The organism is Burkholderia sp. YIM B11467, assembly GCF_052952715.1.
Genome location: NZ_JBQVSQ010000009.1, coordinates 140,336 through 156,675, shown reverse-complemented (window position 1 = coordinate 156,675; position 16,340 = coordinate 140,336). Strand labels below are relative to the sequence as shown.

Below are 16,340 nucleotides of genomic sequence, written 5' to 3'. Positions count from 1 at the left end.
GCGGCGGCGCACGTCGCCGCCGCGACGACCGAACACGAGGACACCATGGGCGCAGTGCGCATCGATTCCCATCAGCACTTCTGGCGTTATCGCGCGGCCGACTATCCGTGGATCGGCTCCGGAATGGACGTGCTCGCGCACGACTACCTGCCCGACGCGTTGTGGCCGCTGATGCATACGCAGGCGCTCGGTGCGTCGATCGCGGTACAGGCACGCGCGGGGCGCGACGAGACGGCGTTCCTGCTCGATCTCGCCCGCGACGACGCGCGTATCGCGGCCGTGGTCGGCTGGGAGGATCTCGGTGCGCCGCAACTCGCGGACCGTATCGCCGAATGGGCCAGCCCGAAGCTGCGCGGCTTTCGTCACCAGATACAGGACGAAGCCGATGTCGGTGCGTTCGTCGCGGATCCCGGTTTCAATCGCGGCGTTGCGTGGCTGCAGGCGCACGGCTATGTGTACGACGTGCTCGTGTTCGAGCGCCAGTTGCCGGACGTGCATGCGTTTTGCGCACGGCACGACGCGCACTGGCTCGTGCTCGATCACGTCGGCAAGCCCGCGCTCGCCGAGTTCGAGCGCGACGAAACGGCGCTCGCGCGCTGGCGCACCGCGTTGCGCGAGCTGGGTGCGTTGCCGCATGTCGCGTGCAAGCTGTCGGGGCTCGTGACCGAGACCGACTGGCGGCGCGGCCTGCGCGGGCAGGATATCCGGCACATCGAGCAATGCCTCGATGCGGCGCTCGACGCGTTCGGGCCGCAGCGGCTGATGTTCGGGTCGGACTGGCCGGTGTGCCTGCTCGCCGCGTCGTACGACGAAGTGGCGTCGATCGTCGAACGCTGGGCCGAATCGCGGCTGTCGGCCGCTGAACGCAACGCGCTGTGGGGCGGCACGGCCGCACGATGCTATGCGGTGCCGGGCGATGTGAAGCGCGGCATATAAAATAGGCGCGAACGGTCTGTGCGATTCGTCAGACCGTACGCAACGAAACCGATCACCAGCATCAACGTATGTCCATCCAGCCGATTCAGAACCGCCGCCTTTACCAGCAGATCGCCGACAAGCTCAGTGCGATGATCGAGTCCGGCGATTTTCCGCCGGGCAGTTATCTGCCGCCCGAGCGCGAACTGGCCGAACAGTTCGGCGTGTCGCGCACGTCGGTGCGCGAAGCGCTGATCGCGCTCGAAGTGAGCGGGCTCGTCAGCGTGCGCGTCGGCGACGGCGTGAAGGTGCGCCATCCCGAAACGGCCGCCGCACCCGAGCCCGAACCCGACGCGAAAGCCGCGCCGTTCACGATCGTCGAGATCGATCCCGAACTCGGCATCGCGCTCGACCTCGATACCGAAATCCCGCCGTTCGCGCTGTTGCAGGCGCGCCGGCTGATCGAGCCGGAAGCCGCGTCGCTCGCCGCGAAGCACGGCTCGGACGAGCAGATTGAAGGCATCCACGAAGCGTTCCTGCGCAACCAGGAGGACAACCGCAGCGGCTCGCTCACGCACCCGGGCGACCGGCTGTTCCATATCCGCATCGCGGAAGCGAGCGACAACCCCGCGTATGCGCTGATGATCAAGCAGCTGCTCGCGCACAAGTACGACCTGATGTTCCAGCGGCTGCAGTCGCTCTACATGCCGAACGACATGCCGCACCGGTCGGAACTCGAACACCGCGCGATCCTCGACGCGATCCGCGCGCGCGACCCGGAAGCCGCGCGCCGCGCGATGGCCGAGCATCTCGACGAAGTGATCCGCATCTTCGGCCGCGCGCTCGACTGAGCGCGCGTTCTCGCGTTACAGGTTCAGAAGCGGTCGGCGCGATACGGCGCCGGATCGGTGAACGGGGTTTCGCCCGTTATCATCTCGGCCAGCAGGCGGCCGCTGACGGGGCCGAGCGTCAGCCCGTGATGGTTGTGCCCGAACGAGAACCACAGCCCGCGATGCGCGGGCGCGGGGCCGATCACCGGGCGCATGTCGGGTGTGCACGGCCGGAAGCCGAGCCACGGTTGCGGGTCGAGCCGTTCGCCGAAACCGAACACGGGGCGCGCGATGCGTTCCGCGCGTTCGAGCTGCACGCCGGTTGGCGGCAACCCGCGCCGCGCGATCTCGACGCCGGTCGTGAGCCGCAACCCGCGCCGCATCGGCGCGATCACATAGCCGTATTCGCGATCGACGATCGGCGCCGACGGTACGCCCTGCGCGGAAGGCGCGTAGTGCATGTGATAGCCGCGTTTCTCGCGCAGCGGAATCTTGTAGCCGAACTTGCCGAACACCGTGTCGGACCACGGGCCGAGCGCGACGACGACGGCCGGTGCCGCGGCCGTGCCGTCCTGCGTGCTGACCTGCCAGCCGGGCGACAGCGCGTCGAGACTCGCGGCATCGCCGGTCAGCAGCGTGCCGCCGTTTTGCACGAAGAGCTGCGCGTACGCTTTGACGAGCGCGGACGGATCGACGACGCTTTTCGGATCGAGCCAGTGCAGCGCGCCGCAGAAGCCGGGCGCGAGGCTCGGTTCGTGCGCGAGCAGCGCGGCGGCGTCGAGCGGCGTGATACCGAGCCCGTGACGGCGCGCGGTGAGGCCGGCTTCGGCCACGCCGCGTTCGAACGCGGCCGGCGTGCGGAACGCTTCCAGCCAGCCGTTCGCACGGATCAGCTCCCCGGCGCCGGCCCGCGCGATCAGCGCGTCGTGCTCGACGAGGCAGCGCTCGATCAGCGGCAGCATGTCGCGCGACGCCGCCGCGTGACGCATCGGCGCCGATTCCCACCAGAAGCGTGCGAGCCACGGCGCGAACGCGGGCAGCGACGCGCTGTGCCAGTAGAGATCGGTCGAGCGGTTCAGCGCATAGCGCATCAGCGTGAACGGGCTGCGCGGAAACGGATACGGCTCGACCGACGAGCGCTCGATCAGCCCCGCGTTGCCGAAGCTCGTGCCCTCGCCGGGCGCGCCGCGATCGACGAGGGCGACCTTGCGGCCGCGATCCTGCAGGTGCAGCGCGGCGGAGACGCCGACGATGCCGGCGCCCAGAACGATTACGTCGAAGTCCATGAATGGTAGATGGCGGTTGGCTACGCACGCGCGAGGTCGCATTCGCTGCGCGGCCGGTGTGGGAAGTCGTTCGAGCTACAAGCATACTCGCGCGCGCATGGCGTACCAAGAATTCGGCGGGATGAGCGCTTCGCCGAACCCGAGGCGGCTGGATGCCACGCCGGAAGCATGAGCGCGTTTCGACGTAGTCGGCCATCTGTTGTGAATGTACGACACGACGAAATTCGTACCGATCGTATTCGACCTATTGTGATGGCTGATAAATCAATAAAACGGATGTCAATGAAATTGAAGTTGGTTTATCGGGATAAATGATTCGCTTAATCGTGATTTGTGAGAGCTTAGGTTTCGGTAAAGGAAATTTGGATTTGATGGAGATGTGTTCGCGAGGATATCTGTTGCAGGTTCCATGGAAATAAAGATTTGGATTGTCGTGACTAGATAGCCGAAGGAGGCGGGTGAGGCGGCGTTCCGTGTGGTCAAGGTGTCAGAAAATATAAACATAACAGCACCGAAAAAGCTTTCCAATCGTCAAATTCATTGTGCGAGTGGCGATGGATGAGCAAGCGGATTCCGTAAAAATATAGGACGAGTTTGAAAGGCGAGGCGGAATAACAATCGGACAATGATTATTCGCATTTCAGACAATCTGCCTGAATATGTTTCATTGAATTACGATGCGTGCGAGACCAATCATTACGCCGCCAACCCATGAAGTATCGAGAAACTTCGGCCGTGTTGATTTCGGTGTTGGCGAGTGTTTCCACGTTAGCGCAAGCCGTTCAGCCGTCTGAGATTACGCCTGGCCCGCAAATTCAGCGTTTGCAGCAGCAACAACTGGAAGCCGCCAAGGAACTGAATCCGCGCGCCAATGTGCTGACGCCGACCGGAGAGACGTCGTCGAAGGCCGGTGTCGCGAGCTTGCCGCTCGACACACCGTGTTTTCCGGTCACGACCATCGCGCTGGAAGGCAACACGTTCGGATGGCTCGCACGCTTTTTGCAGCCGGTCGTCGGGCAATGCGTCGGCAAGACCGCGCTCAAGCAGATTCAGAACGCCGCCAATAACGCACTGATCGGGCGCGGTTATGTCACGGCCCGCGTTCTCGTGCCGACGCAATCGATGCAATCGGGCACGTTGACGCTGCGTGTCGTCCCGGGGCGCATCAGCGACGTCCGAACAGACCCATCCGCCATCGGCTGGTTGCGCGCGGCACTGCCTGCGTCGACCGGTGCGCTGTTGAACCAGCGCGACATCGATCAGGGGCTGGAGAACCTGCGCCGCCTTCAATCGCAGTCCGATGCCACCGTCGACATTGCGCCGGGTGTGAATCCCGGCGACTCGGAGGTCGTCCTGCATCCCGGAACCGGCAAGCGCTGGCACGCCGTCATCGGGTCGGACAACGCGGGCCTCGACTCGACGGGCAAGTACGAACTGTCAGGCTCGATCACGTTCGATTCACCGTTCCACCTCTACGACCAGCTGCAAATCGCCGGTACGACCAACACGAACTTCGACGCATCCGACCACGGCAACCAGTCGGTGTCGGCCAACTACAGCGTGCCGATCGGTTACGCGATGCTGACGTTGAACGCGAGCCGCTCGCGCTACCAGCAGACCGTCGCGGGGTTCGGCGAGCCGATCGAATACAGCGGTGTTCAGTCCCAGCTTCAGGCCGGACTGTCCGGCGTGATCCATCGGAACGCCCACGCGCGGACGGAGCTGCGCGGCAACCTGTTCCGCAAGATCAGCCGCAACGCGATCGATGGCGTGGACGTTCCGGTGCAGCATCGCGACGTCATCGGCTACGAACTGGGTCTGGCGCATCGGCAAACCATCGGCAACGTCGTGCTCGACGGTTCGCTTGCGTGGCGCGCGTCATTGCCGGGCTTGTCCGGCAACGCCGGCACGGTGGTGGGTGCGCCGGACTTCGACGGCAAGACGCAGGTCGAGCTGGCGAGCTTCAGCGCCCAAGTGCCTTTCAAGCTCGGTGGTCAGGCGTTCTCGTACCAGTTCGCGTGGAACATGCAGAACGCACGCACGCCGCTGACCCCTTCCGACTATTTCACGATCGGCACGCGTTATGCCGTACGCGGTTTCGATCAACAACTGACGCTCGCCGCGGAGAGCGGCTGGGCGGTTTCCAACGAACTCGACTGGTATGTGCCGACGCCGATCGGCACGCAGGCGCTGTATGTCGGCATCGATGCCGGGCGTGTGCGCGGGCCGGCCGCGCAATACCTGATCGGCGAGACGCTCGTGGGTGCCGTCGTCGGCGTGCGCGGCCATCTCGCACCGAAAAACGTGCTCGGTGCGGCGCTGAACTACGACGTCTCGCTCGGCTGGCCGTTGTCGAAACCGCCGGGCTTCAACACCGATTCGCCGACGTTGTTGTTTCAGGTCAGCACGTTGTTCTGAGCGTAGTTGGGGTGGGCCGATCGAGGTCATGGATCTTGAGTCGGCATTTCGTTGATCGTCAAGTAGAACTAAGGAGTAACCATGCAATTCGTGTATCGGAAGCGTCATATCTTGCAAGCCGCGACGGCAACGTTTGCGGTGGTGGCCGCGCTCGGTCTGAGCGCGTGTGGTGGCGGCGACGACGGTGGCAGCGGAAGCGCCGCGGCATCGACCGACGCATCCGCAGGCGGTCATGTGCCGGGCGGTGCTGCGTCGTCGATTCGCGTGGAGGGTCAGTCTCAGGCCCTGTCGAGCAGCCTCGCGACCGTGAGTGTGATGACCCCGCCCGTATCGTGGAAAGCGGACGGGTCGTTCCCGGGTGGGTCGTTCACGCTGTCGAGCAATGGCGTCGACGCATCGCAACTCAAGTCGCAAGCACCGGGCGCGTACACCACGCTGCCGCGAACCAGCGACGTGCTCAGTCTGTCGACCGGCACCGTGACCGACATCGCAGGCAATGGCGATTACGCGATCGGCCGCTGGACAGCGGGTAGCGACTCCGCTGGCCACTCGTACAACGGGAACCAGGGCCAGACCTGGGCAGTCGGCGCCCCGGTGACGGTCAGCGTGACCGATCAGACGCAGTTGAGCTGCGAGCTTGCTGCCGCAACGCGTCCTACCTCGATCGACGGCAATACCGCACCGGGGTCGCTTGTCGGTGCGACCGCGGTCGTGACCAGCAAGAAAGACGTTTTCGGCAATCTCAACGCGAACGCGGCCTTGACGCTGCAGTACTCGATCGGCGCGGACACGAATCAGACGTTCAGCGGCAGCACGCAGGTCGGTTCGATGTCGACGTCGGTTACGACAAAGTCGTCGCTGTTTTCCCGCTTCATGGGACCGAATGAAGCGACGCCGTATCTCGTCGTGTCGTATGGCGTTCATGCACCGACGGTGGGCGGTGTGAACGGTCTGGCAGTGCTGAGCTGCAAGTAACGTGTGAACGCGGCCAGCGGCATTGACGCATGAGCGATGTCGCTGGCCCGACGTATTTTCAGGAAGAAATCGATCATGAATTCCGGAATCTTTCGCCTGGTGTTCAATGCCGTGCGCGGCATGCTGATGGCCGTCGACGAACATGCATCGGCGCACGGGGGCGGCGAACGCGGTCGTGTGCGCCGACCGGTACGCGCCGAATCTGTGGAATCCGGAATCTCGATCTGGTTTGCCGCGCGTGCGATCGCGTTTGCGTCGCTATGCACGTTCGGCATGCAACCGCTGGTCGCCGAAGCGCAGGCAACGCTGCCGATCACGCCCGATCGCAGCGGGCCGACGCATCCGGTCGTCGGCGTGTCGGCATCGGGCGTGCCGCTCGTCAACATTACCGCACCGAAGAACGGCGTCTCGCTGAATAGCTTCACGCAATACAACGTCGGGACGAAGGGCGCGGTGCTGGTCAACAGCGGCCAGAACTCACAGACGCAGCTCGCGGGCTGGGTTCAGGGGAATCCGTTTCTCGGCAACAACACGGCGCGCGTGATCGTCAACCAGGTCACGTCGGGTAACCCGAGTCGATTGCTCGGGCCGACCGAGATCGCGGGCAATCGCGCGAATCTCGTGATCGCGAATCCGGCCGGCATCACCTGTGCGGGGTGCGGCTTTCTGAATGTCCCGCGCGTGACGCTGACGACCGGCATGCCGACCTTCAATCCCGATGGCACATTGGCCGGGTTCAACGTCAAGCAGGGGCACATCGGCGTTGACGGTGCAGGGCTCGATGCCTACGGCAGTGCGATCGACCTGATCGCACGCGCGATGACGATCAACGGTCAGGTCTGGGCGGATTCGATCGACGCGGTGGCAGGCGCGAACCGCGTCGATTATGCGAGCAACACCGCGCACGCACAGTCTGGTACCGGTGCGGCGCCGGGCGTCGCGATCGACGTGCAGGCGCTGGGCAGCATGTTTGCCAACAGCGTCCGGATGATCGGAACCGAGGCTGGCGTGGGCGTGCGAGATGCCGGTTCCGTCACGTCGCTGACCGGTGACATCCACGTCTCGAACAACGGCGATGTGACGATTGCGCCGACCGCGCGTCTTCAGTCGGCCGCGAACACCCGGATCGAGGGGGCGAACGTCGCGCAGCAAGGCTCGATCGTCAGCGCGCAGGCGACGGATCTGAATGCGTCCAAGGCGCTGTCGAACGCCGGAACGATTGCGTCGGGCGGCAATGCGAACCTGGTGGCGGCAACCTCGTTCACTAATAGCGGGCAGGCGTTCGCGGGTGCGGATTCCGCAGGCGATCTCGTCGGCGGCGGCTCGGTCACGGCGCGCGCGGCGAATGTGACGAGCAGCGGCACGTTGGCCGCAGGCGACAACGTCAATCTGTTCGCGAACGATGTGACGCTCGACCATGGAACCGTCAATGCGGCCAGTGCGATCAACGTGACCACGAACGGCACGCTGTCGAACGTTGGCGGAACAATGACCAGCCAGAATCTGACGCTCGATGCGGGGCAACTGGTCAACGACTCAGGCACCATCGGTTCGCAGCACCTGGCGAACGTGACGGCGCAAGCGGTTTCGAATCGGGCCGGTACGTTGGTGGCGGATGCGCTGTCGTTGAAATCGGCCGGCGTGATTGACAATGCCCGGGGGAAATTGATCGCGCGCACGGCGCAGGTCGCTGCAACCGACTTCACGAATGCCGCAGGCGAGATCGGCACGTCGACGGGTGCGTTGGCACTGACGGCGACCGGGAGCGTATCGAACGACGACGGGAAGATCGCAGCTGGCAATGGTCTCGCGCTGACGGCGAATACGGTTTCCAACGCACAAGGCCAGATCGGCTCCGTGGCGGGTGATACCTCGCTCGACGTCACGTTATCGCTGAACAACGCGAACGGGAAGATTGCGTCCGGTAACGACCTGTCTATTCACACAGCCCATCTCGACAACGCGGCCGGCTCGATCGCCGCAGATGCTGCACGGATCACTGCGAACGACGTCGTGAACACGGGCGGCCGGATCGGCACCACGGGCGCGTTGGCCGTGACGGCGACCAACACCGTCTCGAATCGGTCCGGTGCGATGGTCGGCGGCAATGGTCTGTCGGTGACAGCAAGCAGCATTGGCAACGCGTCGGGCACGATCGGATCGGCCGCCGGTGATACGACGTTGCGCGCGACGCAATCTCTGACGAACACCGGCGGCACGGTGAGTTCAGCCCGGGCGCTCGTCGTTGCAAGCGACACGATCGACAACTCGAACGGGAGTATGGCCGCCGAGCGCGGTGCGCAAATCCGGACGGGGGATCTCGTCAATGCGGGCGGCCAGATCGGGTCCTCGTCGGATGCGTTGTCGCTGACCGCCACGCGTACGGTGTCGAACGACAGCGGCAAGCTGATCGGGGCAACCGGGCTATCGGCAACGGCCGCCGCGCTAGGCAACCGTGCCGGCCAGATCGGCACGTCCGCGGGCGACATGACGCTGACCGTCTCACAGGCATTCGACAATACCCAGGGCAAGATTGCCGCTGCTGGCGCGCTGAATACGCATGCCGGTACGTTCGACAATTCGCAAGGCACGGTTTCGGCGGATGCGGCGAAGCTCGACGTAGCGGGCGCATTGGCGAACGAAGGCGGCGCGATCGCGGCGACACGTGACACGACCGTGGCCGCACAGACCGTTGCGAACCACGGCGGCACCATCGGTTCCGTCTCGGGCGCATTGTCGGTGACGACATCGGACACGACGGACAATGCAGGCGGCAAGCTGCTGGCGTCGGGCGAAGCGAACCTGACCAACGCGGGACTGCTGAACGCGGGCGGCACGATCACCGGCGCGAACGTCACGCTCGCGTCCGGGCAACATGCCATCGACAACACGCTCGGCAACGTGGCGGCAAGCCAATCGTTGACGAGCCGTTCGGGTGCATTCGACAACCGGTCCGGGTTGGTACAGGCGACGGGAGCGCTCGATGTCGATACGCGCGGCCGGACGTTCGACAACGGCGTACTCGCAGGGCAATCCACGGGTGGTCAGGTTCTCGGCAATGGCGTAACGCTGGCAACGGGAGCGCTGAGCAACGCGGGTGGTGCAATCTCGTCGAGCGGTGCGGCGACCGTCAACGCGGCATCCGTGACCAATGATGCGGGTTCGCTTGTCGCGGATGGCGCATTGACTGTACGGAGCGCCGGCACGGTGTCGAACGTGGCGGGCCAGATCGGCGGCAACAGCGATGTGACGGTGTCCGGTACGACAGTCGACAACACGCGCGGCGCGATGCACGCCAGCAGCACGTTATCGGTGACAGGCGATACGATTCGCAACGCGCAGACTGCCAATTCGACGCTTCCGACTACGGCAGGCGTGCCGGGTTTGGCCGCAGGGATGGAAGGCGCCAGCGTTGCTCTCAGCGCGAACCACGCGATCGACAATACTGCCGGTGCGATTCGTGCCGACAAGGATGCGCAGCTGGCCGCACCCACCATCGACAATACGTCGGGCAGCGTCCAGTCGAAGGGCACAGCAACGCTGGCCGCGGCGAATGCGCTGATCAACCGTCAGGGCGACATCAATGGCAGTCAGCGGCTGACGATCTCGACCGGCACGCTCGACAACGACGGCAAGCTCCAGTCGATGGGCGACGTCTCCGTGACGACGCAAGGCGATCTGACCAACACCGGCCAGATCGTAGCGGGCCACGATCTGACGACCACGGCCGGCGGCACGCTCGACAACAGCGGCACCCTGTCGGCGGGCAATACCGCCAACGTGACCGCCAATTCCATCCGGAACCGTGCGATTGGCGAGATCATCGGCGGCAAGGCAACCAACGTTCACGCGAACCAGTCGATCACGAACGAAGGCCTGATCGATGGTGGTGCAACGACAGTGACCGCGGGCGACACCGTGACGAACGCGGGTGGTCGAATCTACGGCGATACGGTCGCGGTGCGTGCGAACACGGTCGTCAACGACCGGAATGACCACGGCGTGGGTGGCGTGATCGCATCGCGCGGCGACATCGACATCGGTGCGCAGACGCTCAAGAACCAGAACGATGCACTGATTTACGCGAGCAACGACATTCGCGTCGGCGGCACGCTGGATGCGAACCATCAGGCAACCGGCAGCGCGCAAACCGTGACGAACGACGGCGCGCAGATCGATGCCGGTCGAGATGTCACGATCGGCGCAAACCGGTTCGAGAACCTGAATTCGAACTTCCGGACCTCGACGGTCACGACCGACAGCGGCAACGTGTTGTGGTACCAGGTGCCGGGTTCGACGGAAAGGATCGATTCTTCGACGGTTTACCTGTACCAGAAGAACAGCCAGGAAATTCGTCCGGGCATCGACTACCGATGGGCACTGGACGACGACCAGAAGTTCATTCTGCTGCCGTCGACCCAGTATCCGTTCGCCGAGTATGCAAAGTACACGATGAACGGTGTCGCGGGCAGGATCGACGACACGGCGTATCCCGCGGCGAACTTCGTCAATGGCGACAAGGCGGCCCAGACCGGCGCGTATCGGACGGTACCGGCTGACATCTGGGCGCAGTTTGGTGTCGCACCGCCGCCGGACGAGAATCCGGCGTGGACCACGCAGGGGCCGTTCCTCATGTCGATGATCGGCGGAATATTGTCCGGCAGGCGCGGCGTCGGCAACGACTGGTTCACCGTCAAGCCGCCGACGGAAGCCGACGTGACGGGTGCGAAACCGCCTCCGTTCGGTCAGCCGAGCCCGTCGTGCCTGACCTCGACACATGCTGCCTGTGCTCCGTTCCAGCAGTGGTACAACGCCACCGTCGCCGCGTACCGGAACCTGAACCAGGCGCTTGCCGGGTACAACGCGGACGTGGCGGGCCGCCTCGTGCAGACCTATACCGTCTATACGGTCGACGTGAAATCGACCAAGGACGTCGTCACGGCGTCACAACCCGGCACGATCACGTCCGGCCGGCACATCACGATCAATACCGCGTCCGGTGTCAACGACAAGAGCCGGATCGTGGCCGGCGACGGCAACGATCCGAAGAACGTGCAGAACATCGGTGCGACGGGTACCGAGACATTCACGGGCTCGGGCGACGCGATTTATACGTGGGTCCAGTCGGCCGGCGCGTTCCGTGGTGACGAACGCACGACCTCGTCGACCCAATACTCGCCGGCCATCCCGTCGCAAACGATCGATCTGCCGGTGGTGCTGACCGATCCGGGCAGGCCGTCCAGTCCGGTCAAGAGCGTGGCGGTGACGACGTCCGCCGCGCAGGGCGCGAGCGGGTCCGGCGTGACGCCAGTAGCGGGCAAGGACGTGGGCGGCCAGGTACGGGTCGATACGGACGTGTCGGGCGTGGATGTCGGCGCCGTATCGGCCGTGAAGGCCCAGGTCGGCGACGTGGTCGTGCGCACGGTGACGCCGAACACGCGCTTGCCGAACAATGCACTGTATCGGGTGACGAGCGATCCGGGCAGCCGCTTCCTGATCGAGTCGGACCCGCGCTTTACCGATTACCGGAAGTGGTTGTCGAGCGACACGATGCTGGAGGCGCTCAAGGTCGATCCGAATGTGGTGCTCAAGCGCATCGGGGATGGTTTCTACGAGCAGCAACTGATTCAGCAACAGATCATCCATGCGACCGGTCAGCGTTTCATCGGCGACTACACGGACAACCAGCGCGAATACGAAGCGCTGATGGCGAATGGCGTGAAGGTGTCGCAGCAGTTCGGGCTGAACGTCGGCACGGCATTGACCGATGCGCAAATGGCCGCGCTGACGAGCGACATCGTCTGGCTCGTGAATCAGACGGTGACCATGCCGGACGGCAGCCAGCAGACGGTGCTGGTGCCGCAGGTCTATCTGCGCGCGAACGCGGCCGACGTGACCGGCGAAGGCACGATCGTCTCCGGCAAGAACGTCGCCATCGAATCGGATGGCGCGTACAAGAACACCGGCACGATCGCCAGCCGCAACGTCACGATCATTCACGCCGATTCGATCGACAACAGCGGTACGGTGTCGGGCGGAACCGTGCTCGCGAGTGCGAACCAGGATCTCAACAATCTTGGCGGGTTGATTCAAGGCAACACCGTGGCGCTGTCGGCCGGCCGCGACCTCAACCTGACGAGCACAACCAGTTCGGCGAAGGCGGCGAATGGCAGCGCAACCGGTATCGATCGCGTATCGACGGTCAATGCGGGTACGTTGCAGGCCGTCGCCGGTCGGAACCTGAACGCCAATGCGGCTGTCATCGCGACGACCGGCGATGCGGTGCTGGCGGCAGAAAACGACGTCAATCTGAATGCGGTTCGCCAGAGCAGCCAAGACGCGGTGAAGTGGGACGCCCGCAATCACGCGGAACACGCGGCGTCGAGCGACACGGGTACGCAGATCGCGACGGGCGGTAACCTGGCGATCGTCGCCGGCCATGACGTGAACACGACGGCTGCGTATGCGAACGCGCAGGGTGCGATCGGTATCAGCGCCGGGCACGACGTCAACCTGAATGCCGGTGAACGGAGCGCGAGCGCGAACGACGAGCACTATCGCAAGGAAAACGGCTTCCTGTCGTCGAAGTCGACGCACACGATCGATTCGAGCAGCTATACCCACGCGGTCGGTACGACCTTGTCGGGCAATGCCGTCGTCGTGCAGGCCGGAAATGACCTCACGGCGAAGGCCGCGACGATTGCTGCCACCCACGACGTGAACCTCGTCGCAGGACACGACCTTACCGTCACGACCGCGGACACGGCCTCGAGCGAATATCACCACAAGGACGTGAAGAAGTCCGGTCTCGGTAGTGCGGGCGCCGGGATCTCGTATGGCACGAACCAGACGATCGATACGAGCCGCGATACGGTGAAGGGTTCGCAGGGCAGCCTGATCGGCAGCACGGACGGCAGTGTCTTCATGCAGGCCGGCAACACGCTGCATGTCACGGGTTCGGATATCGTCGCGCGCAACGACGTGATCGGTATCGCGAAGGAGGTGGTGATCGATGCGTCGCGGACGGATCGTCATCACGAAGAAACCCACGAAGTGAAGAGCTCGGGTTTCACGTTGGCGGTGAAGTCGCCGGTGATCGATGCGGTCCAGAACGTGAACCAGCAGGCGCAGGGCGCGGGCGGCAGCCAGGACGGACGGGCGGCAGCGCTTCACGCGATTGCGGCGGCGGGCGGCATGGCCGATCTGGTCGGCGCGACGGGCAACCTGACGAACGCGCTGAACGATCCGAAGGGCAAGGTCGAGGCGAAGGCGGAACTGAGCTTCGGTTCGTCGCATAGCAAGTCGACATTCACCGCGGACAGTACGCGGAGCAACGGCAGCACCGTGAAGGCGGGCGGGACGGCCGCGTTCGTGGCGACGGGTGACAAGAACGCGGGGCAGGGCAACGTGACGATCCAGGGTTCGGACGTCACGGCGAAGAACGTGCTGCTGGAGGCGACCAACAAGGTCAATCTGATCAACAGCACGGACACGGACAGCACGCGCAGCACGAACGAGTCGAAGAGCGCGGGCGTGGGTGTTTCGTATGGAACGGGCGGGTTCGGGGTGTCGGCGTCGATGTCGCGCGCGCATGGCGATGCGAACTCGGATGCCGCGGCGCAGAACAACACGAATATCAATGCGGCCAATACCGTGACGATCGTCAGCGGCGGCGATACCAATATCGTCGGGGCGAACGTCAATGCGCACAAGGTCATCGCGGATGTCGGCGGGAACCTGAATCTTGCGTCGGTGCAGGATATGAGCCAGAGCGCCGCGCACCAGAGCAGTTCGGGCGGCGGGTTCAACGCGAGCATGGGCGGCGCGAGCGCCAGCGTCAGCATGCAGAACGGTCGCGCGAGCGGTAACTATGCGGGCGTGCACGAGCAGACGGGCATTCAGGCGGGAGACGGCGGCTTCGACATCACGGTCAAGGGCAATACGGACCTGAAGGGAGCGTATATCGCGAGTACCGCGACGAAGGACAAGAACCAGCTGACGACCGGAACGCTGACGTTCTCGGATATTCAGAATCACTCGGCATACGACGCGAGCAGCTTCGGGGTTAGTGCGGGCGGTGGTGTGGGTAATGGCGGCAACAACTATGCGACGCACGGGCCGACGAGCGGGAAGAACACGGGTGGTGCGTTGCCGCTGTATGTGAGCGAGAGCGATAGCAGTAGCGCAACGACGAAGAGCGCGGTTAGTGCGAGCAGCATCGCGATTACGGATCAGGCGAACCAGAAGCAGGATGTGGCGATGCTGGAGCGTGATACGTCGAACCTGAATGGCACGGTCGGCAAGACGCCGGATTTGCAGCAGGTGCTGGGCAATCAGGCGGATCTGATCAATGCGGCGCAGGCGGCGGCGGAGACGATTGCGAAGCAGGTTGGATCGTATGCGGACAAGAAGCGCGATGAAGCGCTGAAGAATGCGGATGGCACGAGTGATCCGGTGCTTAAGGCGCAGTATCAGCAGGACGCGAAAGATTGGGCCGAGGGTGGTGATAGTCGGGCTGCGCTACATGTTGCTGGTGGTGCGTTGACGGGCGGCTTGACCGGTGGTGGTTTGGGCGCGGTGGGCGGGGCGGCGGGGGCGGGTGTGTCGGCGAAGCTCTCGCCGGAATTGAGTGAAATCGCCAAGTCGATCAAGGACGCGGGGCCGACGGGTAACGCGAATGTGGATGAGTTGCTGGGGAACCTTGCGTCGAATGTGTTGGCGGGTGGGGCGGGTGCGTTGGTGGGTGGCGGGACGGGGGCGATGGCCGGGGCGGGGGTGGATCGGTTTAATCGGCAGTTGCATCCGGATGAGAGGAAGTGGATTAAAGATAATGCGGAACGATATGCGAAACATCAGGGCATGACCGTTGAGCAAGCAATCACCGAGCTGACGGCGCAAGCGGACCGGCAGGTGCAGAATGGCTCGCTGGGCGCGCACGACCCGGCAGCGCAAGCATTCTTGCGGGAGGCGCAACAACAAGGCCATATGTTGCCGTCGGAAGGGGCGAGCGGACCGGGCTATATGTTCTTTGCGCCGCCGGAGCAGAAGGCGAATACGGGGATGTACGGGCAGTACTATCCGGGCGGTGTGGGTATGAATGTGCCGGGAGGGCAAGCGATCGCGAATTCAGCGAGCCGGGACAAGGGACTCCAAGGTACATACGAGAAGCTCACGGTGGGCGCGGCAGTGGGCGCAGCGGCGATAGCGGTAGGTGGACCGATCGCGGTGTTGCCGGGAACGCCAATCTTTAGTACGGGTGGAGCGTTGGGTTCGGGAGCGCTGGCGTCGCCGGTGGGGACGGGCGCGATCAGTGCGGGGATTAATGCGGGGGCGCAGTATTTGCAGAATGGCCAGATCAACCCGGTTGAGGTGACGGGAGCGTTCGGCACAGGCCTGGCGGGTTCGTATGGCAGGTTGTTGTGGAACGTAGGCGTGAATACGATTGGCGGGGCGACGACGACTGCGTTGAATAATATCTTGCAGGGCAAGAATGACAGCGTGATTGGTGCTGGTGCTACCGGTGGGCTATTTAGCTCGCTTGGCTATGGTATTGGGAAGGTCGGCGAGTCTTGGGTAACCAATGCGCTTAAGCCAACTATCAACACACAAAATTGGTCCGCATCCGGAATCTGGTCGGTTAGTGGATGGAATCTTTTTAGGCCGAATAACGTTGCGGTCGCGATTGGTACTGCTGCCGGGGGAGTTGGACAAGAAATTTCTGGTTCGGCTGCACAACATTTGCCAACGTCAAATGGGCAGAAAAAATGACGCGATGGATAATGGCATGTCTTGGTGCATGGGGAATTTGCGTTGTTGGGTTCTTTGTTATTTGGCTGCTTGGTCTATACGTTCGCTGCATGTTTATGCCTGGCTGTCTCAGTCACATAGGTATCGATAATCTCTTGGGTGCAGTGGA

6 protein-coding genes are annotated in these 16,340 nt (G+C 63.8%); 5 read left to right on the top strand and 1 reads right to left on the bottom strand.

All coding sequences use genetic code 11. The annotated features are described in order from the left end of the window. Positions 1-45: 45 nt before the first annotated feature. Positions 46-936: an amidohydrolase family protein gene (locus tag ACTRWB_RS27935; RefSeq protein ID WP_446903850.1), complete on the top strand. Its 891-nt coding sequence runs from the start codon at positions 46-48 to the stop codon at positions 934-936. Between the two features lie 68 nt (positions 937-1,004). Further along, complete coding sequence (locus tag ACTRWB_RS27930; RefSeq protein WP_047902565.1) at positions 1,005-1,766, top strand: FadR/GntR family transcriptional regulator; 762 nt, start codon at positions 1,005-1,007, stop codon at positions 1,764-1,766. A gap of 23 nt (positions 1,767-1,789) precedes the next feature. Here the strand turns inward: ACTRWB_RS27930 and ACTRWB_RS27925 are convergent, their stop codons facing one another. Further along, positions 1,790-3,031 (bottom strand): NAD(P)/FAD-dependent oxidoreductase, encoded by a 1,242-nt coding sequence (locus ACTRWB_RS27925; RefSeq protein WP_446903743.1) that lies wholly within the window; start codon positions 3,029-3,031, stop codon positions 1,790-1,792. A 711-nt stretch (positions 3,032-3,742) separates the two neighbouring features. On the opposite strand from ACTRWB_RS27925, the gene ACTRWB_RS27920 reads away from it, so the two are divergent. The 3 genes from ACTRWB_RS27920 to ACTRWB_RS27910 all read left to right on the top strand — a co-directional run bounded on the left by ACTRWB_RS27920 (position 3,743) and on the right by ACTRWB_RS27910 (position 16,192). Further along, entirely contained in the window at positions 3,743-5,449 is a 1,707-nt protein-coding gene (locus ACTRWB_RS27920) for a ShlB/FhaC/HecB family hemolysin secretion/activation protein (RefSeq protein WP_446903742.1), read from the top strand. Positions 5,450-5,530: 81 nt separating this feature from the next. Continuing rightward, entirely contained in the window at positions 5,531-6,424 is an 894-nt protein-coding gene (locus tag ACTRWB_RS27915; RefSeq protein ID WP_446903741.1) for a hypothetical protein, read from the top strand. A gap of 36 nt (positions 6,425-6,460) precedes the next feature. Beyond that, positions 6,461-16,192 (top strand): two-partner secretion domain-containing protein, encoded by a 9,732-nt coding sequence (locus tag ACTRWB_RS27910; RefSeq protein WP_446903740.1) that lies wholly within the window; start codon positions 6,461-6,463, stop codon positions 16,190-16,192. Positions 16,193-16,340 lie beyond the last annotated feature (148 nt).

Excerpts from the sequence above, each read along its gene's own strand:
- ACTRWB_RS27925 (WP_446903743.1), bottom strand. The coding sequence starts at position 3,031 with ATGGACTTCGACGTAATCGTTCTGGGCGCCGGCATCGTCGGCGTCTCC.
- ACTRWB_RS27920 (WP_446903742.1), top strand. The coding sequence starts at position 3,743 with ATGAAGTATCGAGAAACTTCGGCCGTGTTGATTTCGGTGTTGGCGAGT.
- ACTRWB_RS27915 (WP_446903741.1), top strand. The coding sequence starts at position 5,531 with ATGCAATTCGTGTATCGGAAGCGTCATATCTTGCAAGCCGCGACGGCA.
- ACTRWB_RS27910 (WP_446903740.1), top strand. The coding sequence starts at position 6,461 with ATGTCGCTGGCCCGACGTATTTTCAGGAAGAAATCGATCATGAATTCC.
- ACTRWB_RS27935 (WP_446903850.1), top strand. The coding sequence starts at position 46 with ATGGGCGCAGTGCGCATCGATTCCCATCAGCACTTCTGGCGTTATCGC.
- ACTRWB_RS27930 (WP_047902565.1), top strand. The coding sequence starts at position 1,005 with ATGTCCATCCAGCCGATTCAGAACCGCCGCCTTTACCAGCAGATCGCC.